The sequence below is a fragment of the Dactylosporangium siamense genome, from assembly GCF_016862795.1.
GTDB classification, from domain to species: domain Bacteria; phylum Actinomycetota; class Actinomycetes; order Mycobacteriales; family Micromonosporaceae; genus Dactylosporangium; species Dactylosporangium siamense.
On record NZ_BONQ01000021.1, the window covers coordinates 90,451 to 110,042 of the forward strand.

Annotated in this window: 21 protein-coding genes; 17 read left to right on the forward strand and 4 right to left on the reverse strand. The window is 71.3% G+C overall.

The window, feature by feature from the left end; translation table 11 throughout:
• The first annotated feature begins 87 nt into the window (after nt 1-87).
• From secY to truA, 13 genes are all read left to right on the forward strand, one after another.
• Nucleotides 88-1,425, forward strand: coding sequence for a preprotein translocase subunit SecY (secY, locus tag Dsi01nite_RS06425; RefSeq protein ID WP_203845094.1), 1,338 nt, complete (start codon nt 88-90; stop codon nt 1,423-1,425).
• On the forward strand, nt 1,425-2,078 hold the full coding sequence (locus Dsi01nite_RS06430; protein WP_203845095.1) for an adenylate kinase: 654 nt from the start codon (nt 1,425-1,427) through the stop codon (nt 2,076-2,078). The genes secY and Dsi01nite_RS06430 overlap by 1 nt, the downstream gene beginning before the upstream one ends.
• Nucleotides 2,079-2,081: 3 nt before the next feature.
• Nucleotides 2,082-2,921, forward strand: a complete 840-nt coding sequence (gene map / locus Dsi01nite_RS06435; protein WP_275423336.1) for a type I methionyl aminopeptidase — start codon at nt 2,082-2,084, stop codon at nt 2,919-2,921.
• 457 nt (nt 2,922-3,378) lie between these two features.
• Nucleotides 3,379-3,762, forward strand: a complete 384-nt coding sequence (locus Dsi01nite_RS06440) for a hypothetical protein (RefSeq protein ID WP_203845096.1) — start codon at nt 3,379-3,381, stop codon at nt 3,760-3,762.
• Between the two features lie 16 nt (nt 3,763-3,778).
• The gene (locus Dsi01nite_RS06445) at nt 3,779-4,309 is read left to right on the forward strand and encodes a DUF1707 SHOCT-like domain-containing protein (protein WP_203845097.1); all 531 of its coding nucleotides are present in this window, start codon (nt 3,779-3,781) and stop codon (nt 4,307-4,309) included.
• A 186-nt stretch (nt 4,310-4,495) separates the two neighbouring features.
• Nucleotides 4,496-4,717 (forward strand): translation initiation factor IF-1, encoded by a 222-nt coding sequence (infA, locus tag Dsi01nite_RS06450; RefSeq protein ID WP_007073013.1) that lies wholly within the window; start codon nt 4,496-4,498, stop codon nt 4,715-4,717.
• A gap of 75 nt (nt 4,718-4,792) precedes the next feature.
• Nucleotides 4,793-4,909: a 50S ribosomal protein L36 gene (rpmJ, locus tag Dsi01nite_RS06455; RefSeq protein ID WP_014440745.1), complete on the forward strand. Its 117-nt coding sequence runs from the start codon at nt 4,793-4,795 to the stop codon at nt 4,907-4,909.
• A 181-nt stretch (nt 4,910-5,090) separates the two neighbouring features.
• Nucleotides 5,091-5,471 (forward strand): 30S ribosomal protein S13, encoded by a 381-nt coding sequence (gene rpsM / locus Dsi01nite_RS06460; protein WP_203845098.1) that lies wholly within the window; start codon nt 5,091-5,093, stop codon nt 5,469-5,471.
• Nucleotides 5,472-5,513: 42 nt separating this feature from the next.
• Entirely contained in the window at nt 5,514-5,924 is a 411-nt protein-coding gene (gene rpsK, locus Dsi01nite_RS06465) for a 30S ribosomal protein S11 (RefSeq protein WP_203845099.1), read from the forward strand.
• Between the two features lie 4 nt (nt 5,925-5,928).
• The gene (rpsD, locus tag Dsi01nite_RS06470) at nt 5,929-6,555 is read left to right on the forward strand and encodes a 30S ribosomal protein S4 (RefSeq protein ID WP_203845100.1); all 627 of its coding nucleotides are present in this window, start codon (nt 5,929-5,931) and stop codon (nt 6,553-6,555) included.
• Nucleotides 6,556-6,645: 90 nt separating this feature from the next.
• Complete coding sequence (locus Dsi01nite_RS06475; protein ID WP_203845101.1) at nt 6,646-7,671, forward strand: DNA-directed RNA polymerase subunit alpha; 1,026 nt, start codon at nt 6,646-6,648, stop codon at nt 7,669-7,671.
• Nucleotides 7,672-7,700: 29 nt separating this feature from the next.
• On the forward strand, nt 7,701-8,228 hold the full coding sequence (gene rplQ / locus Dsi01nite_RS06480) for a 50S ribosomal protein L17 (protein WP_203845102.1): 528 nt from the start codon (nt 7,701-7,703) through the stop codon (nt 8,226-8,228).
• 88 nt (nt 8,229-8,316) lie between these two features.
• Nucleotides 8,317-9,129 (forward strand): tRNA pseudouridine(38-40) synthase TruA, encoded by an 813-nt coding sequence (gene truA / locus Dsi01nite_RS06485; RefSeq protein ID WP_203845103.1) that lies wholly within the window; start codon nt 8,317-8,319, stop codon nt 9,127-9,129.
• Nucleotides 9,130-9,132: 3 nt separating this feature from the next.
• Here the strand turns inward: truA and Dsi01nite_RS06490 are convergent, their stop codons facing one another.
• Nucleotides 9,133-11,922 carry a hypothetical protein gene (locus tag Dsi01nite_RS06490; RefSeq protein ID WP_203845104.1) on the reverse strand — a complete coding sequence of 930 codons (2,790 nt, stop codon included), beginning with the start codon at nt 11,920-11,922 and terminating at the stop codon, nt 9,133-9,135.
• 137 nt (nt 11,923-12,059) lie between these two features.
• Between Dsi01nite_RS06490 and Dsi01nite_RS06495 the strand changes: the two genes are divergently transcribed.
• From Dsi01nite_RS06495 to Dsi01nite_RS06510, 4 genes are read left to right on the forward strand one after another with little or no spacing between them, the layout of a single operon-like run.
• The gene (locus Dsi01nite_RS06495) at nt 12,060-12,686 is read left to right on the forward strand and encodes a class I SAM-dependent methyltransferase (protein WP_203845105.1); all 627 of its coding nucleotides are present in this window, start codon (nt 12,060-12,062) and stop codon (nt 12,684-12,686) included.
• A 3-nt stretch (nt 12,687-12,689) separates the two neighbouring features.
• Nucleotides 12,690-14,342, forward strand: a complete 1,653-nt coding sequence (locus Dsi01nite_RS06500; protein ID WP_203845106.1) for an ABC-F family ATP-binding cassette domain-containing protein — start codon at nt 12,690-12,692, stop codon at nt 14,340-14,342.
• A 49-nt stretch (nt 14,343-14,391) separates the two neighbouring features.
• Nucleotides 14,392-15,192, forward strand: coding sequence for a bifunctional hydroxymethylpyrimidine kinase/phosphomethylpyrimidine kinase (thiD, locus tag Dsi01nite_RS06505; RefSeq protein ID WP_203845107.1), 801 nt, complete (start codon nt 14,392-14,394; stop codon nt 15,190-15,192).
• Between the two features lie 28 nt (nt 15,193-15,220).
• The gene (locus Dsi01nite_RS06510) at nt 15,221-15,466 is read left to right on the forward strand and encodes a DUF2630 family protein (protein WP_203845108.1); all 246 of its coding nucleotides are present in this window, start codon (nt 15,221-15,223) and stop codon (nt 15,464-15,466) included.
• A gap of 104 nt (nt 15,467-15,570) precedes the next feature.
• Here Dsi01nite_RS06510 and Dsi01nite_RS06515 read toward each other — a convergent pair whose 3' ends face one another.
• The 3 genes from Dsi01nite_RS06515 to nirB are packed head-to-tail and all read right to left on the reverse strand — an operon-like array spanning nt 15,571 to nt 19,540.
• A complete protein-coding gene (locus tag Dsi01nite_RS06515; protein ID WP_239135727.1) occupies nt 15,571-16,713 on the reverse strand; it encodes a uroporphyrinogen-III synthase in 1,143 nt (380 codons plus the stop codon).
• On the reverse strand, nt 16,710-17,030 hold the full coding sequence (nirD, locus tag Dsi01nite_RS06520) for a nitrite reductase small subunit NirD (protein ID WP_203845109.1): 321 nt from the start codon (nt 17,028-17,030) through the stop codon (nt 16,710-16,712). The genes Dsi01nite_RS06515 and nirD overlap by 4 nt, the downstream gene beginning before the upstream one ends.
• Nucleotides 17,027-19,540: a nitrite reductase large subunit NirB gene (gene nirB / locus Dsi01nite_RS06525; protein WP_203845110.1), complete on the reverse strand. Its 2,514-nt coding sequence runs from the start codon at nt 19,538-19,540 to the stop codon at nt 17,027-17,029. Before nirB ends, nirD begins: the two co-directional genes overlap by 4 nt.
• Nucleotides 19,541-19,592: the final 52 nt, after the last annotated feature.

A 19,592-nucleotide genomic window follows, 5' to 3' on the forward strand; every position in this document is an offset into this window, starting at 1 on the left:
CGCTCGTCATCCGCTCAGCAGTAACACCGGCACCACCAGGACCCCACCTCGTCGGCCACTCGGCCGCCTTGCGCAGGAGGAAGAACGTTGCTCTCCGCCTTTGCCAGCGCGTTTCGCACGCCTGACCTGCGCAACAAAATTCTGTTCACATTGCTCATGATCGCGCTGTACCGGGTCGGGGCCACGCTCCCCAGCCCCGGTGTGTCGTTCGGCAATGTGCAGAAGTGCCTCGACATCGTCGAGAGCGGCGCCGACAACCAGGTCTTCACTCTGTTGAACCTGTTCTCCGGTGGCGCGCTGCTGCAACTTTCAGTCTTCGCGCTGGGCATCATGCCCTACATCACCGCGAGCATCATCCTGCAGCTGCTGACGGTCGTGATCCCGCGGCTGGAGCAGCTCCGCAAGGAGGGCCAGTCCGGCCAGGCGAAGATCACCCAGTACACGCGCTACCTCACCCTCGGGCTCGGCGTCCTGCAGGCCTCGGCGTTCGTCGCCCTGGCGCGGTCCGGCCAGCTCTTCGGTGGCGCCTGCGACCAGACCCAGTTCCCGGTCATCCCGGACACCGGCAAGATCCCCCTGTGGCTCACCCTCACCGCGCTCGTCATCACGATGACCGCCGGCACGGGCATGGTCATGTGGTTCGGTGAGCTCGTCACCGACCGCGGCGTCGGCAACGGCATGTCCGTCCTGATCTTCACCTCGATCGCCGCCCGCCTCCCCAACGAGGGCATCACGATCTGGCAGGACGACAAGACCACCTTCTTCGTGGTGGTCGGCCTGGCCGTCGTCGTCATCGCCTTCGTGGTCTTCCTGGAGCAGGCCCAGCGTCGCATCCCGGTGCAATACGCGAAGCGGATGATCGGCCGCCGCATGTACGGCGGGACCTCCACCTACATCCCGCTGAAGGTCAACCAGGCGGGTGTCATCCCGGTCATCTTCGCCTCCTCGCTGCTCTACCTGCCGCAGCTGGCGACCTCGTTCGCCGGTCAGGACACGACCAACCGGACCATCCTCTGGATCAACCGGAACATCGTGGCCCAGGACAAGCCGGCGCATATCATCCTCTACTTCATGTTGATCATCTTCTTCACGTACTTTTACGTGTCGATCACGTTCAACCCCACTGAGGTCGCGGACAACATGCGCAAGTACGGCGGCTTCGTCCCCGGTATCCGCCCCGGCAAGCCGACCGCCGAGTATCTTGACTTCATCCTCAGCCGCATCACCCTCCCCGGCGCGCTCTACCTGGGCATCATCTCGATCCTGCCCAACCTGCTCATCGGGATCGTCGGTGGCGGACAGGCTCTGCAGAACTTCCCGTTCGGCGGCACCGCGGTGCTCATTATTGTTGGTGTGGGCCTCGAGACGGTGAAGCAGATCGAGAGCCAGCTCATGCAGCGCAACTACGAAGGGTTCCTCCGGTAGTGAGGCTGGTGCTGGTAGGTCCCCCCGGGGCGGGCAAGGGGACCCAGGCCGAGTTCATCGCCGCGCACCTCGCCGTGCCCAAAATCTCCACCGGCGACATCTTCCGCGCCAACGTCGGGCAGGGCACCCCGCTCGGCGTCGAGGCGAAGCGCTACATGGACGCAGGCCAGCTCGTGCCCGACGAGGTCACCATCAACATGGTGTCCGACCGGCTGGCCGAGGGGGACGCCGCCGACGGCTTCCTCCTCGACGGCTTCCCCCGCACCGTCCCGCAGGCCAACGCCCTCGACAAGCTCCTCGCCGACCTCGGCACCGGACTCGACCTGGTCCTGGAGCTCGTCGTGGAGAACGAAGAGGTCATCCGGCGGCTCTCCGGCCGCCGGACCTGCCGGGGCTGCGGCAAGATCTGGCACGTCGAGTTCGACGCACCCGTCCACGAGGGCGTGTGCGACCGCTGCGGCGGCGAGCTCTTCCAGCGCGACGACGACAAGGCCGAGACGATCGCCGAGCGCCTGAAGGTCTACGCCCGCGACACGTCCCCCCTTGTCGACTACTTCGGCGCGCAGGGCAAGCTGGTGGGCATCGACGCCACCGGGCCGGTCGAGGACGTGACGGTCCGCGCGATCGACGCCCTGCGCTCCTACGGCGGCTGACCGGTGGCGCACCAGGTCGAGATCGAGCTCAAGACACCCGAAGAGATCGGCCAGATGCGCCGCGCCGGTCTCGTCGTCGCCGACGCCCTCGCCCGCATGCGGGCCGCCGTCGCGCCCGGCGTCTCCACCGCCGACCTCGACGCGATCGCCGAGGAGACCATCCGGGCCGCCGGCGCCATCCCCTCCTTCAAGGGCTACCACGGCTACCCGGCCTCGATCTGCTCGTCCGTCAACGACCAGGTCGTGCACGCCATCCCCAGCGCCCGCCAGGTCCTGCGGGCCGGCGACCTCATCTCCATCGACTGCGGCGCCGAGCTCGACGGCTGGCACGGCGACGCCGCGATCACCGTCGGCGTCGGCGACATCAGCAACGACCTGCGCCGCCTGGTGACCGTCGCCGAGGACGCGATGTGGGCCGGCATCGCGGCCGCCGCCCGCGGCGTCCGCTCCGGCAAGGGCCGCCTCACCGACATCTCCTTCGCGATCCAGTCCGCGGTGCGCAAGGCCGGCCGCTACGGCATCGTCGACGGCTACGGCGGCCACGGCATCGGCAGCGCCATGCACCAGGACCCCTTCGTCGAAAACTCCGGCCGCCCCGGCAAGGGCCCGGCGCTGCGCCCCGGCATGGCCCTCGCCATCGAGCCGATGATCACCAAGGGCAAGCCGAAGGTCGCCGAACTCGACGACGGCTGGACCGTGGTCACCGTCGACGGCTCCGTCGCCGCCCACGTCGAACACACCATGGCCATCTGCGACGACGGCGTCTGGGTCCTCACCGCCGTCGACGGCGGCCGGGCGCGGCTGGGCGAGCTCGTCACCGCGCGGCAGCAGGTCAGCGCGTAGCTCACCCATGCGGGCTCCGGTCCGTCGAGCTCCAGGTCCGCTGCTCCCGTCAGCCACCGGTCGGCCGCGGACGGCCTCCCTGCCAGGTCCGCGGACAGTTGCGCAGCCGCGACCTGGCGGTCGCGACAAGCCCCGCGCGACCTGGCGGTCCGTGACAGGCCCCGCGCGACCTTGCGGTCCGTGACAAGCCCCGCCACCTGGCGGTCCGTGACAAGCCCCGCGACCTTGCGGTCCGTGACAGGCCCCGCGACCTGGCGGTCGGCCCGCGTCCGCAGCCAGTCCGCCTCGGCCGCGACGCGACCGTCCCGGCCGCGACCGTTCGGACCAGACACCCATCGCCCCGTGTTCCGCCCTCAACGCCCTCACCCCGCGACTCGTCGAACTCACCCGCCGCCCGTGATCGAGGTCGTGTGCTGGGTTTCGGCGTGAATGTCCGGGTGTTGTCGTCCGCGGATCGGTGGTCGAAGTCGATCGGCCACCGATGATGAACGCGAGCGGTGTCACCACCTCGACGAGGAAGTGCGCCGGTTGCCAGGCGGCCCCGGTTTACCTGTCGTCGGTGATCGAAGTCGTGTGGTGGTTGCCGGGCGGCGGTGGGGCGGCTTCGATCACGGACGCCGGGCGGCGCGGCGGGGGCTTTCGGCGGGGTGGCCGGGTGGCGTTGTCGGGCGTGGACCGGGGAATGGGCGTCGGCGACGGGCCGTTGTGCCAGGCGGGTTCAGCTGGCACTCCCGTCACGGTGGTCATGGTGGTGGGCGGTGGTCGCACCGTGGCGGCTTTTGCAACGGTGGGGTGGAAGAGCGGCGTGCGCGGATGGGATGCTTCTCGTGCGGGAACGTGACTCGGGGAGGGTGGCAATGGCGGTGGCGGACCGGCGGGAGAACCTGCGCGCAGCCGACGTCGACCGGCAGTTCGTGGCTGAGCGGCTCAAGGCGGCGGTCGACGAGGGGCGGCTGTCGCTCGGGGAGTATGACGACCGGCTCAAAGAGACCTATGCCGCCCGGACGTATGGCGACCTCGACGTGATCCTCAGCGACCTGCCCGGCTTCCGCCCCGTCGACAGCGCCGCGATCGCGCCGGCCAGTGGCTATGCGGCCGCGCCGACGAGCCCGGCGCCCGAGTCCGGCGGCAGGGGCCAGTTCGGCCGCCAGCCGCACTGGCTGCTCGGCATCTGGAGCGGCTGGCTGATCGCCGTCACCGTCAACGTGGTGATCTGGGCCTTGGTCAGCATCTCCAACGGCGAGGCGGTCTACTTCTGGCCGATGTGGGTCGCCGGGCCGCTCGGTGCGGTGCTCCTCGCGACGTCGGTGAGCACCTATCTGGCCGGTGGGCCGGACGCCGCGCGGGAGCTGAAGCGGGAGCGCAGGCGGCAGCGCCGGGAGCGTTGAGACCCCGATTTGGTGCAACGCGTTCACCGCGCGTAGACTCGGCGATTGGCGCAAAGCGTCCACTCAGGCATGCCCCCACGCGCTTCTAGTGGCAGGCCTGAGCCGCGGCTGGCGCGGACCCCCCGTGGGGTCCGTGAAAAGGATGCGAGCGTCAACACCCAACCCGATCGTCAGGTAGCGGAGGACATGCCGAAGAAAGACGGGGCCATCGAGATCGAGGGCCGAGTGATCGAGCCACTCCCGAACGCCATGTTCCGGGTGGAGCTCGCCAATGGCCACAAGGTCTTGGCGCACATCAGCGGGAAGATGCGGCAGCACTACATCCGCATCCTGCCCGAGGACCGAGTGGTCGTCGAGCTGTCGCCTTATGACCTGACTCGCGGGCGCATCGTCTACCGCTACAAGTAAATCGGTGTCGGTTCCCAGGAAACGGTCGGGACTGTCGCTCCCATGTAGGGGTGCGCAGCGAGAGTTAGGCACACCGTGAAGGTCAAGCCGAGCGTCAAGCGGATCTGCAACAACTGCCGGGTCATCCGGCGGCACGGCCGGGTCATGGTCATCTGCAGCACTGACCCGCGCCACAAGCAGCGCCAGGGCTGAAGCCCCGGCGGCAGATCCACCCAGCACCACCTAGTTTTAGCCCGTTCCAGCCCCGGGCCACCGCGCGTGATACGTGCGGAGCGCGTGGGCTGCACCCCCGGTCGGAGGCCGGGGCCCGTCTGTGGGCAGACGGGAGTGGAGCGGGCTCAGACCTCCGCACACGCAAGGAGCACGCCCACCTATGGCACGTCTCGTTGGTGTTGATCTCCCGCGCGAGAAGCGCACGGAGATCGCACTCACCTACATCTATGGCATCGGTCGCACCCGATCCATCGAGCTTCTGGCCGCTACCGGCATCGACCCCAACAAGCGGGCTCGTGACCTGACCGATGAAGAGATCGTGCAGCTGCGCGACTACATCGAGGCCAACTTCAAGGTTGAAGGCGACCTGCGCCGCGAGGTCGCCGCGGACATCCGCCGCAAGGTTGAGATCGGCTGCTACCAGGGCATCCGGCACCGCAAGGGCCTGCCCGTGCGCGGTCAGCGCACCAGGACCAACGCCCGCACCCGCAAGGGTCCGAAGCGCACGGTCGCCGGCAAGAAGAAGCCGGGCAAGAAGTAGTAGTCGGTCAGGTAGAGAAAACAATCTAGGAGCGCATAGAGAATGCCGCCGAAGGCTCGCGCCGGAGGGACCGCTGTCAAGAAGGTCCGGCGCAAGGAACGCAAGAACGTCGCCCACGGGCAGGCGCACATCAAGAGCACCTTCAACAACACCATCGTGTCGATCACTGACCCGACCGGTGCTGTGATCTCCTGGGCCTCGGCCGGCCAGGTGGGCTTCAAGGGCTCGCGCAAGTCGACTCCGTTCGCCGCGCAGCTGGCCGCCGAGGCCGCCGCTCGCCGCGCGATGGAGCACGGCATGCGCAAGGTCGACGTGTTCGTCAAGGGTCCGGGCTCCGGCCGGGAAACCGCGATCCGCTCGCTCCAGGCCGTCGGCCTCGAGGTCGGGCAGATCAGTGACGTCACGCCGCAGCCGCACAACGGCTGCCGTCCGCCGAAGCGCAGAAGGGTCTGACGAGATGGCTCGTTACACCGGTGCCGACTGCCGCCGTTGCCGTCGCGAGAAGATGAAGCTGTTCCTCAAGGGCAGCAAGTGCGATGGGCCGAAATGCCCGTTCGAGTCGCGCCCCTTCCCGCCCGGTCAGCACGGCCGTGGCCGGCCGAAGGAGACCGAGTACCTCCTGCAGCTGCGCGAGAAGCAGAAGGCCCGTCGTATCTACGGCGTCCTCGAGCGTCAGTTCGCCGGCTACTTCGACGAGGCTGTGGCCAAGCCCGGCAAGACCGGTGAGGAGCTGCTCAAGATCCTTGAGTCGCGCCTCGACAACGTGGTGTACCGGGCCGGCCTCGCCACCTCGCGTGACGCGGCCCGCCAGCTGGTGAACCACGGCCACATCCAGGTCAACGGCAAGAAGGTCGACATCGCGTCGTACCGGCTGCGTGAGCACGACATCGTGCAGGTGCGGCCGAAGTCGCGGGAGCTCACCCCGTTCCAGATCGCTCAGGGCCTCGCGGGCAGCAAGACCGTCCCCGCGTGGCTGGAGTTCATCCCCAGCGAGCTCAAGGTCCTGGTGCACAGCCTGCCCGCGCGGCAGGTCATCGACACCCAGGTCCAGGAGCAGCTGATCGTCGAGCTCTACAGCAAGTAGCACGGCTTTACGGAGGCGGGGCGATCATGCTCCGCCTCCTCGTCGGAGCGCGTCAAATAGTGGGCGCGCAACGAACTGGAGGAACCGCAAGTGCTTATCTCCCAGCGTCCGAGCCTCGCCGAAGAGTCCATCAGCGAGACCCGGTCAAAGTTCACCATCGAGCCGCTCGAGCCGGGCTTCGGCTACACCCTCGGCAACTCGCTGCGTCGCACCCTGCTCAGCTCGATCCCGGGCGCGGCCGTGACCAGCATCAAGATCGACGGGGTGCTGCACGAGTTCACCACGATCCCCGGCGTCAAGGAGGACGTGGTCGAGCTCGTCATGAACGTCAAGGAGCTGTGCGTCAGCTCCGAGCACGACGAGCCGGTCTCGATGTACCTGCGCAAGCAGGGCCCCGGCGACGTCACGGCGGGCGACATCCAGCCCCCGGCCGGCGTCTCCGTGCACAACCCCGACCTGAAGCTGGCCACGCTCAACGGCAAGGGCCGGCTCGACATGGAGCTGACCGTCGAGCGCGGTCGTGGCTACGTGACCGCGAACCAGAACAAGCAGCAGGGCCAGGAGATCGGTCGGATTCCGATCGACTCGATCTACTCCCCGGTGCTCAAGGTCACCTACCGCGTCGAGGCCACCCGTGTCGAGCAGCGCACCGACTTCGACCGGCTCATCATCGACGTCGAGACCAAGGCGTCGCTGACCCCCCGGACCGCGCTGGCCTCCGCCGGCATGACGCTCGTCGAGCTGTTCGGCCTGGCCCGCGAGCTCGACGAGACCGCTGAAGGCATCGACATCGGCCCGTCGCCGCAGGACGCGCAGCTCGCTGCCGACCTGGCACTGCCGATCGAGGAGCTCGACCTCACCGTCCGCTCGTACAACTGCCTCAAGCGCGAGGGCATCAACTCCGTCGGGGAGCTGATCAGCCGCACGGAAGCAGACCTCCTCGATATAAGGAATTTCGGTCAGAAGTCGATCGACGAGGTCAAGATGAAGCTCGCCGGGATGGGTCTGGGTCTCAAGGACTCCGCCCCGACGTTCGACCCGGCACACGTCGTGGACTCGTTCGCCGATGTTTCCTACGACGACACCGACGACTACCGCGAGACCGAGCAGCTCTAACCGGCTGCTGTTCGATTTGAGGAGCCCCAATGCCCACGCCCACCAAGGGTCCCCGCCTCGGCGGCAGCCCCGCGCATGAAAAGCTGATGCTGGCGAACCTCGCCACCTCGCTGTTCAAGCACGGACGCATCAAGACCACCGAGACCAAGGCCAAGCGGCTGCGCCCGCTCGCCGAGCAGCTCATCACCAAGGCCAAGCGCGGAGACCTGCACGCGCGCCGTCAAGCGCTCGCCGTGGTGCGCGACAAGGACGTGGTGTTCCAGCTGTTCGACCAGATCGCGCCGCGGTTCGCCACCCGGCCGGGTGGCTACACCCGCATCGTGAAGACCGGCCCGCGCAAGGGTGACGCCGCTCCCATGGCGATCATCGAGCTGGTCGAGGAGCTCGAGGTCGCCGTCGCGCCGGCGCCGCGCAAGGCCGCCGCTCGCAAGGCCGCCAAGGCCGACTCGATCGCGGTCCTCGCCGGCGAGGACGAGGACGAGGCTCCGGCCGCTGCGGCGTCCGTCTCGGACGAAGCCGGCGCTGCCGCGGACGAGGACGACGAGAAGAAGGCCTGATCACAGGTCTGAAGTCGACGGCCCGGCACCCTGCGTCACTGGGGTGCCGGGCTTCTTCGTCTGATTCGGAAGAGAAGAAGGGTGAACGTTGAGCATCCGGGTCCGCCTCGACGTGGCGTATGACGGGACCGACTTTTCCGGCTGGGCGGTCCAACCGGCCCGCCGCACCGTGGCCGGCGAGCTGACCACGGTCCTGACCCGCCTGTTCGGCACCGTGGACGGCCTGACCGTCGCCGGCCGCACCGACGCCGGCGTGCACGCCACGGGCCAGGTCTGCCACGTCGACGTCCCCGCGGACCGCTGGGAGACCCTCTCCGCCGCGCTGCTGCGCAAACTCGCCGGCCTGCTGCCCCCGGACGTCCGCGTGCTCGCCGTGACGGAGGTCCCGCCGGAGTTCGACGCCAGGTTCTCGGCCCTGTCGCGGCGCTACGAGTACCGCGTCACCGACGCCGTCCACGGCGCCCTGCCGCTGCGCCGCCACGACACGGTCGCCTGGGCCCGCCCGCTCGACCTGGACGCCCTCAACGCCGCCGCGGAGGGCCTGGTGGGGGAGCACGACTACGCCGCCTTCTGCCGCCGCAAGGAGCACGCCACGACGATCCGCGCCGTCAACCGCCTGGACTGGCGCCGCGACCCGGACGGCATCCTCGTGGCGACCGTGCAGGCGGACGCGTTCTGCCAGCAGATGGTCCGCAGCCTCGTCGGCGCCCAGCTCTTCGTCGGTGACGGCCGGCGCGCCGCGTCGTGGCCCGCGGGGCTGCTCAGCCGGCGGGTCCGTGCCGACGAGGTGACCGTGGCACCGGCACACGGGCTCTCGCTGGTGGAGGTCCGGTACCCGGAGGATCCGGCGGACCTGCGCAGCCGTTCGGAACTGACCCGCCGCCGTCGCGACGCGGACTGACGCTCAGCTGGGCTGGACGACGGGCAGGGACGCGGCCGGGGTCGCTTCCGGCTGGATGATCGCGCGGTTGCCGATGATGCCGTTCTCCAGGTACGTCTCGACGATGTCGTACGTGATCTGGTTCGGGTACGGATCGTCCGGCGCGAAGTCCTTCCCGTCCACCCTGGCGATGACGACGAAGGCGATGAAGTGCCCGCGGTAGTTCCAGCCGAGCTGGGTGGGGGCGCGGACGATCGCGTCGGTGCCGGTGCCCGCGCCGACGCTCATCCCGGCGAAGCGGCCCTTCTGCCCGTCGACGATCGGCTTGACGCCGTCGAAGGCGGTCGCCGCGGTCTTCTCGGTGTCGAGGTTGAAGATCCCGGCGGTGATCAGGTACTCCTCGCTGGGGTTCTTCATCGTCGCCCGGACGACCTCCGAGCAGCCGGCACCGGCCAGCAGGGTGGCGAGCTGGTCGGTGGCGGCGGTCTTGCAGTCGGGGGACGCCTGCGTCTTGAGAATCAGGTACGGCGGCTCGTCCGCGACCGCGACGATGCTGTTCTGCGGGAAGACCTCGGCCTCGGTGAGCGGGTTGGGGTCGACCTGGCGGCTGCTGATGTCGCGCTTCTTCGGGCCGGCGGCGGTGCTGGAGCGGGCCGACTCGGGCCCGTTCTTCTCGTCCTTGAAGATGAACCAGGAGCCCAGGCCGCACGCGCCGAGCAGGACGACCACGCCGATGACGCTCAGCGCGGCGATCCAGCGGTGTGGCCGGTGCTCGACGGGGTCGGCGACGGTCGAGCGCGGTGCGCCGGGCCGGCGGCTGTCGGGGCGGCCCGCGGGCCGCTTGCCCGGCGGCTCCCGCAGCGCCCGCTGGGTGCCGGTGCCGGTGTACTCCCCGGTGCCGCGTCCACGGCCGCCGCGGCGACCGGCCGGCTCGTCGAACGGCAGTCCGTCGTCGAGGGGGCGCCGCTGGTGGGGCGCCTCGTCGGCCCCGGGACGCCGCCGGGTGGCGGTGCCGCTCGCCTCGAACGCCGCACTCGGCGGCTCATAACCCGCCCCTGCCCGGTCAAGCCCTGCCCGGTCAAGCCCCGCGCGGTCCAGGCCGGCGGGCTCGAACCCGACGGGCTCGAAACCGTCCCGCCGGCGCCGCGCGGTCCCCGTGTCGTCGCGGCGCGCGGGGATCTCGTCGAAGCCGCCCCGCCCCCGCCGCCCGGCGCCGGTGTCGTCCCGCCGCGGACCGGAGATATCGTCCCGCCGCAGGTTGGCGACGTCGTCCCGCCGGAGGCCGGCAGTGTCGTCCCGGCGCAGGCCGGCGGTGTCGTCAGGGGCGCCGGTGTAGAAGCCGCCGCGCGGACCGGCGCCCGTGGTGGGGCCGAAGCCTGATCCGGTGGCGGGCCCGCCGGTGATCGGTGGGCCGGAGCGTTGCCGTCCCACGCCGCTGTCAGGACCGACGGGTTCGAAGCCCCCGCGCCGGGACGTGCCGGTGTCGTCGCGCCGGAACGCGGCCGGGTCCTCGGTGGCGCGGGACCGGCGGCCGGTGGTGCTATCCGTTCCCGCCGCGGGAGGTGTACCCCCGTCGAACGCCCGCCGTCCCCCCGACGTGTCCGGCCCACGCCGCCCGGAGGTCGGGCTCTCCCGGCCGCTGTCGGTGTCGGGACGGGCCCGGCGCCCGGCGGGCGGCACGGGCTCGTCGAACCGCCGGCGGGCACCCGTCGACGTCGGGTCGGCCTCTTCCGCCTCGCGGCGGGCCCGGCGGCCGGTCGCGCCGCCGCTGGTCGGGCTGCTCTCGGGACGCATCGTCGGGAAGATCGGCACGAGCGGCGGCGGCTCGGTCGCGGGCCGGGGCGGCGCGGAGTCGTCGAGCGGCTTGATGATGGGGACCAGTGCGGGACCGTGGTCGTACGACTGCGAAGCGCGACCGTCCGGACCGCGCCTGGCCGGCTCGTCCTCGGCCCGGGCCCGGCGGCGACCGCCACGCGGCTCAGTGGTGTCGACAGGGGGTGGCGGCTCGATCGCGGCACGTGCCGGCGGCGGCGAGGCCGGCCGGGCGAAGACCCCGCTCGGCGAGTCGCCGCGCCCGGCCCGGGGACCGGTGGGCTCGTCGCGGACGGGCCGGAACGCCCCACCGGCGGCGTCGTCCCGCAACGGCCGGAAGGTGCCACTGGGCGAGTCGTCACGAGGAGGGCGGGACGCGTCCCGAGGCGCCCGGAACGACCCGCTCGGCGGCTCCTCCCGAGGCGCCCGGAACACACCGCTCGGCGAGTCGTCGCGAGGTGTCCGGAACGACCCGCTGGGCGAGTCGTCGCGTGGCGTCCGGAACGACCCGCTGGGCGAGTCGTCGCGAGGTGTCCGGAACGACCCACTGGGTGCGTCGTCGCGCGGCGCGCGGAACGACCCGCTCGGCGAGTCCTCTCCCCGGGGCCGGCGCCGCCCACCACCAGCGGGCCCCTCGGGCCCACGCGGATCAACCGGCGGCGGCCCGGCCCGGAACACGCCGCTCGGCGAGTCGTCGCGCGGCGCCCGGAACGACCCGCTCGGCGACTCCCCACGGGGCCCCCGGAACGATCCGCTCGGCGAGTCGTCCCGCGGCAGTCGGCCGTACACACCGCTCGGCGAGTCGTCAGGACGCGAACGACCGGGCGGCCCGCCACGCGGCCCGTCGTCGAAGCCGGGCTCGTCGAACGACGGCGGCGGCGCCGAGAACGGGTCCGGTCCGCTGCCCCGGAGCCCGGCCAACCAGTTGTCGGCCTCGTCCGCCTCGTCCCGGCGGAACGAGTCGGAACGCCGCTTGCGGCGCTGCTCGTTCCCAGAAGTCATGTCGCACAGGGTAGCCGACCGTCCTGGGTGGTGGCGTGTCGGCGATGTTTCGCGCAATCCGAACGAGTGGGGCGCGAGCAGGGCCGTTCACCTGCTTGGGGACAATGCGTTGCGGCATCGGTCAAAGGAGGCGCATCGTGTCCGGCGAGCACTATTTCACCGCGGAGCCGGCGGCGGCCGAAATCCGGCACGACGTCGTGTTCACCATCGACGACCAGGAGTTCCGGCTCGTGGCGGCGGGTGGAGTGTTCTCGGCGAGCCGGCTGGATCCGGGCACGTCGGTGCTGCTGCAGCGCGCGCCGCTGCCGGGCGCCGCGACGACCGGGTTCCTGCTGGACCTCGGCTGCGGCTACGGCCCGATCGCCGCGGTCCTCGCCGCGAACGCGCCCAAGGCGACGATCTACGCCGTCGACGTCAACCAGCGGGCGCTCGACCTCGCAGGTCAGAACACCGGTCCGAACGTGATCACCGCGCTGCCGGACGAGGTGCCGGAGACTGTCGGGTTCGCGCAGATCTGGTCCAACCCGCCGATCCGGATCGGCAAGCCGGAGCTGCACGCGCTGCTGCTGCGCTGGCTGCCGAGGCTGACCCCGGACGGCACCGCGTGGCTGGTCGTGGCCAAGAACCTGGGCGCGGACTCGCTGCAGCGGTGGCTCGCCGAGCAGGGGTTCAGCGCCGAGCGGCACGCCAACCACAAGGGCTTCCGGATCTTCGAAGTCCGAAAAGCGGGCGACGTACACCAAAGACCGGCGCAGAATTCCTGACTCGTGGGATACGTGGACGTGGCTGGGGTCGGGCACACCCTCGCAGATGGTCGTGAGCTGTTCGCCGAGGTGTCGTTCCGGGTCGGTGAGGGCGCCAAGGTCGCGCTCGTCGGGCCCAACGGCGCCGGGAAGACGACGCTGCTGAAGATGGTGGCCGGCGACCTGCCGGTGCGGGAGGGCGTGATCGCCCGGTCCGGCGGGCTGGGCGTGATGCGCCAGTTCATCGGCATGATCGGCGACGACCGCACGCTGTACGACCTGGCGCTGCAGCTCGCCCCCGCCGGTCTCCAGAAAGCCGGCGAGCGGCTGCACGCCGCGGAGCTGGCGATGCACGCGGAGGGCACCGAGAAGGCGCAGCTACGCTACGCGAACGCCCTGGCGGCGTGGGGTGAGGCCGGCGGGTACGACGCCGAGGTCCTCTTCGACACGGTGAGTGTCGCCGCGCTCAACAAGCCGTGGGACGAGACCCGGGACCGGCCGGTCCGGACCCTGTCGGGCGGGCAGCAGAAACGGTTCGCACTCGAGCTGCTGCTGCGCGGGGACGACGAGGTGCTGCTGCTCGACGAGCCGGACAACTTCCTGGACGTACCGGGGAAGCGCTGGCTGGAGGAGCGGCTGCGCGAATCGTCGAAGTCGGTGCTCTACGTGTCGCACGACCGCGAGCTGCTCGCCAGGTCGGCGGACCGGGTCGTGGCGGTCGAGGGCGGCTCGGCGTGGGTGCATCCGGGTGGGTTCGCCTCCTGGCACGAGGCACGGGTCGCGCGGCACGAGCGCCTCGACGAGCTGCGCCGCCGCTGGGACGAGGAGCATCAGAAGCTCAAGGACCTCGTCCTCATGTACAAGACGAAGGCCGCCTTCAACGACGGGCTGGCTTCGCGGTACCAGGCGGCCCAGACGCGGCTGAGGAAGTTCGAGGAGGCGGGCCCGCCGCCGACGCCGCCGAAGGACCAGGACATCCGGATGCGGCTGTCCGGCGGGCGGACCGGCAAGCGGGCCGTGATGTGCGAGCAACTGGAGCTGGACGGGTTGACGTACCCGTTCGACCTGGAGATCTGGTACGGCGACCGGCTCGCCGTCCTCGGCGGCAACGGCACCGGCAAGTCGCACTTCCTGCGGCTGCTCGCCCGTGGCGGCACCGACCCGGACCCGACGCAGACGCCGATCGGGGTGCAGATCGCGCCGGTCGCGCACGGCGGGCAGGTCCGGCTCGGCGCGCGGGTGCGGCCCGGGCACTTCTCGCAGACGCACGACCGGCCGGAGCTGCTCGACAAGACCCTGGTGGAGATCCTGTGGCGGGGTGACGACTGGCGCAGCGGGCTGCCCAGGCCGCAGGCGATGCCGGCGCTGTCGCGCTACGAGCTGGCGGCGCAGGCCGACCAACGCTTCGGCACCCTGTCCGGCGGGCAGCAGGCCAGGTTCCTGGTGCTGCTGCTGGAGCTGTCCGGGGCGACGCTGCTGCTGCTCGACGAGCCGACGGACAACCTGGACATGGCCAGCGCCGAGGCCCTGGAGGAAGGGCTGCGCAGCTTCGACGGGACCGTCATCGCGGTGACGCACGACCGCTGGTTCAGCCGGTCGTTCGACCGTTTCGTGCTGTTCCGTGCCGATGGCGAGGTCGTGGAGGTGCCGGAGCCGGTGTGGGAGGGGCGCGGCTGACGGACGCCCTGTCCGTGGCGGTGCGTCACCAGGTGCTCACATTGGCCCGGTGGATCCCTCAGTTGTGCTCACCGTCGGCGCGTCCGACTCGTCCGGTGGTTCCGGAATACAGGCTGACCTGCGCACCCTCGCCGCGATGCGGATGCACGGGGCGTCGGTCGTGACGGCGGTGGTGTCGCGGAACACGCGGGGCACCACCGACGTGTACGCGCAGCCGACGACCGTCGTGTCCGGGCAGCTCGGCTGCGTCCTGGAGGACCTGCCGGTGGCCGCGGTCAAGACCGGCATGTTCCCCAACGCGGAGACGGCGATCGCGGTCGCCGCGCGGGCCCGGTCCGGGGCGCTGCCGAACCTCGTCGTCGACCCCGTGCTGGAGACCGCCGGCGGCAACCGCAGGGGTCTCGCGGCGGCCCTGGAGCGGCTCCTGCCGCACGCGCTCGTCGCCACCCCCAACCGGGAGGAGGCGTCGCTGCTGGTCGGCTGGGAGGTCGTGACCCCCGACGACATGGCCAAGGCGGCGGCGGAGCTGTCGGCGGGCGGTCCCCGGTATGTGGTGGTCACGGGCGGCGACTTCGTCGCCGGCGACAACGCGATCGACGTGGTCTGGGCGGACGGCGCCGCCCGGCTGCTGCACAGCCCCAGGGTGAGCAGCCGCAACACCGACGGCAGCGGCGCCACGTTCGCGACCGCGGTCGCGGCCCGGCTCACCCTCGGCGACGACCCGGCGGAGGCGATCGCCTGGTCGAAGGGGTTCGTCGGCAGGGCGATCAGCGACGCGGCGGACTGGCGCATCGGCGCCGGCACCGGCCCGATCGATCAGTTCGGCTGGTCGGCCCTCACCCTTCGATAGGGGTACGCCCAGCAGGCATGATGCAGGTATGGACGAGAAGACGTTGATCCACCAGATCTCTGCGCTCGTGGACGACGAGCACAAACTCCGGACCCAGCTGCAGACCGGCAAGATCACCGAGGAGCAGGAGCGCGGGCGGCTCAGCGACATCGAGGCGCAGCTCGACCAGCTGTGGGACCTGCTCCGCCGCCGGCGCGCGGCGAAGCTGCAGGGCGTCTCACCCGACGAGGTCCAGGCACACACCCTCGACGAGGTAGAGCACTACCTTCAGTAGTTAGGCAGTCACCAGCTGCCCCACCGCTGCGCGGCGGGTCCCGGCGGGGGGTTCCCACGCCGCGCCCCCCATGCGCCGCGGTGCGACGCACTCAAGCCCATTTCCTAGTCCACCCGCAGGCGGTAGCCGCGCTTCACCACCGTCTGCACGAAGGCGGGGCCGCCGAGCGCGGCCCGGAGGCGGGCCACGGCCATCTCGACCGCGTGCTCGTCGGCGCCGCGGGGCAGCTCGCGCAGCAGTGCCGCCCGGGACAGCACCCGCCCGGGCGACGCTGCGAGCGCGCGCAGCACCGCCATCGGGCCCGGTGCGAGGGGCTTGAGCGTGCCGTCGATGATCGCGGCGTGGCCGCGCAGCGTGACCGCGGCGCCCGCGACGTGCAGGGTGGGGGCGCGTTTGGGCAGCTCGTCGACGAGGATCCGCACGAGCGCGCCCAGGCGGGCCCGCTGCGGCGCCGCCACGGGCACGCCCAGGCGCTTCAAGGGCGCGGCGGTCACCGGACCGACACAGGCGGCCAGAACGTCGGTCCGCAGGGCTTCCAGGACGTCCGGCGCCTCCGACCCGGCGACGCGCAGCAGCGAGCTGACCGCCGGCGCCGAGGTGAAGGTGACCGAGTCGACGAGCCGCGAGCAGATCAGGTCGACCAGTCGCCGCAGCGGCGCGGGGTCGACGGGCGGCGCCCACCGGTACACCGGGATCTCCACGACGATCGCGCCGGCGTCCCGCAGGGCGGTGGTGAACTCGGGGTGCGGCTCGCCGTGCAGCTGCAGGGCGATGCGCCGGCCGGCGATCCCGCCGGGGAACCCGCCGCCGAGGAGGAAGTCGAGGACCTCGTCGCAGCTCTCCGTGTCCGGCGACCAGGCCTCGATCATGCCGGCGGCACGGACCGCGCCCTTCGCCTTCGGGCCGCGGGCGATCAGGTACGCGTCGCTGAGCCGGGACCGCAGCGCCTCGCCGAGGCCCCACCCCTCGGCCGCCTCGATCCAGCCGCGCAGGCCGATGCCGGTCGTCGCGATCACGATCTCCGGCGGCACGTCGACGCACGAGACGGTCGCGGCCTTCAGCTCGGTGTCGTCGGCGACCGGCACGATCCGCAGCGCCGGCGCGAGCACGACCCGGGCGCCGCGGCGTTCGAGCAGCGCGCTGAGCTCGTCGCGGCGCCGGTCGGCGGTGACCGCCACGGTGAAGCCGGCGAGGGGAAGATCCTCGCCGGACGTCGGCCGGGCCTCCAACGTACTGCTCGCGCTCACGTCATGACCTCGACGAGGCCCTCACGGACCCGCACCGAATACACCGGCACCCGCACCCCGGGCTGGTCCAGGCACTCGCCGCTGCGCAGGTCGAACACCTGCTTGTGCATCGGCGACGCGACCGTCGGCACCTCGCCGCGGCTGCCGACGATGCCGCGGGACAGCACCGCCGCACCGCTGATCGGGTCGAGGTTGCCGAGGGCGTACACCTCGCCGTCGTACACGCGGAACAGTGCCACCTGTGCCCCGTCGACCAGGGCGGCGACGCCGCGCTCCGGCTCCAGGCGGGGATACGGGCAGACCACGGTCCACTTCATGAGCGCACTCCAAGGACGACGGGAACAGGCTGTCCGCGTTCGGATGCGAACGTGATCGTCGGGTCCGGGGTGTCCGGCGCGTTGACGAACGACACGAACCGGGCGAGGCGCTCCGGGTCGTTGATCGTCGCCCGCCACTCGTCGACGTAGGAGCCGACGTGGTGGGCCATCATGGCGTCGAGCTCTTCGGCGATGCCGAGGGAATCCTCGACGATGACGGCCCGCAGGTAGTCCAGGCCGCCCTCCATGGCTTCGATCCAGGCCGAGGTGCGCTGCAACCGGTCCGCGGTGCGGATGTAGAACATCAGGAACCGGTCGACGAGCGTGATGAGCTGCTCGGTGGTGAGGTCGCTGGCCAGCAGGTCGGCGTGGCGTGGCCGGAAGCCGCCGTTGCCGCCGACGTAGAGGTTCCAGCCGTTGTCGGTGGCGATGATGCCGAAGTCCTTGCCCTTGGCCTCGGCGCACTCCCGGGCGCAGCCGGACACGGCCGACTTGAGCTTGTGCGGTGCGCGCAGCCCGCGATACCGCAGCTCCAGCTCGACGGCGAGCCCGACGGAGTCCTGCACGCCGTAGCGGCACCACGTCGACCCGACGCACGACTTCACGGTGCGCAGCGCCTTGCCGTAGGCGTGCCCCGACTCGAACCCGGCCTCGACCAGCCGGTGCCAGATCGCCGGCAGCTGCTCGACGCGGGCGCCGAGCAGGTCGATGCGCTGCCCGCCGGTGATCTTCGTGTACAGGTTGAAGTCGCGGGCGACCTCACCGATGACGATCAGCTTGTCGGGTGTGATCTCGCCGCCGGGGATCCGGGGGATCACCGAGTAGGTGCCGTTGCGCTGGATGTTGGCCAGGAAGTGGTCGTTGGTGTCCTGCAGCGCGGCCTGCTCGCCGTCCAGGACGTAGTCGTTGTGCAGCGACGCGAGGATCGAGGCGACCGTCGGCTTGCAGATGTCGCAGCCGCGGCCGGTGCCGTGCTCGGCGACCAGCTGCGAGAACGTGCGGATGTCGCGGACCCGGATGATGTCGAACAGCTCCGCGCGCGACTGGGTGAAGTGCTCGCACAGCGCCTTGCTGGGCGCGACCCCGCCCTCGGCGAGCAGCTGTTTGAGCAGCGGCACGCACGAGCCGCAGCTGGTGCCGGCCCGGGTGCAGGCCTTCAGGGCGGCCACGTCGGTGCAGCCCTGCTCGTGGATCGCCGCGCTGATCTGGCCCTTGGTGACGGCGTTGCAGGAGCAGATCTGGGCGTCCTCGGACAGCGCGGCCCGTGGTGCGTCGCCGGCGAGCAGCGCGAGCGGTGAGGCCGGCAGCGGCCCGCCGACGCTGGCCCGCAGCGCCGGGTAGGAGCTGGCGTCGCCGACCAGGATGCCGCCGAGCAGGGTCTGCGCGTCGTCGGAGAGGACCAGCTTGGCGTAGGTACCGCTGGCCGGGTCGAGATAGACGACGTCGAGCAGGTCGGTGCGCAGCGCGTCGCCGAAGCTGGCGACGTCGACGCCGAGGAGCTTCAGCTTCGTGGACGTGTCCGCGCCGGGGAACGACGCGTCGCCGCCGAGGAGCCGGTCGGCGACGACCTCCGCCATCGCGTAGCCGGGCGCCACCAGGCCGTAGCAGCGGCCGTCGATCTCGGCGCACTCGCCGATCGCGTAGACGGCCGGGTCGTCGGTGCGGCACCCGGCGTCGACGACCACCCCACCGCGCGCCCCCGTAGCGAGACCCATCGTGCGGGCCAGCTCGTCGCGCGGTCGGATGCCGGCGGCCACCACGACGATGTCGGCCGGGATGTGCGCGCCGTCGGACAGGGTCAGCGCCAGGGTGGCGTTGACGGACTGGCTCGGGCGGATCGCGGTGGTCGCGGCGCCGAGGTGCACCCGGACCCCGAGGTCCTCGACGTACTTGCGCAGGACCGCGCCGCCGGCCTCGTCGACCTGGACCGGCATCAGCCGCGGCGCGAACTCGATCACGTGGGTGCGCAGGCCCAGCAGGCGCAGCGCGTTGGCCGCCTCCAGGCCGAGCAGGCCGCCGCCGATGACCGCACCGACCTCCCGGCCGGCGGCGTGCGCCCGGATCGCCTCCAGGTCGTCCAGCGTGCGGTAGACGAACACGCCCGCCTGGTCGACGCCGCTGATCGGCGGCACGAACGCGGACGAGCCGGTGGCCAGGACCAGGGCGTCGTACTCGTACATGCCGTGGGCGGTGGTGACCTTCCGGGCGGCCCGGTCGATCGTCAGGGCCGGCTCGCCGAGGTGCAGGTCGACCCCGTCCGGCAGGTCGTAGGTGAGGTCCTGCGCGGACGCGCCGTCGAAGAACGCCGACAGCCGCACCCGGTCGTACGCGGAGCGGCTCTCCTCGGCCAGGACGGTGATCTCCCACCGGTCGGTGGTGTCGCGGGCGCGCAGCGCCTCCACGAACCGGTGACCGACCATGCCGTGGCCGACGACGACGACCTTCACCGGCCACCGCCCAGATCGATGCTGATCGTTGCGGCGCGAGGTGCCCTCAGGTAACGCGAGCATGGCGGCACGGTTTCGGCGTTGTTACCGGCGGCAGCCGGCGTGACACCGGGCT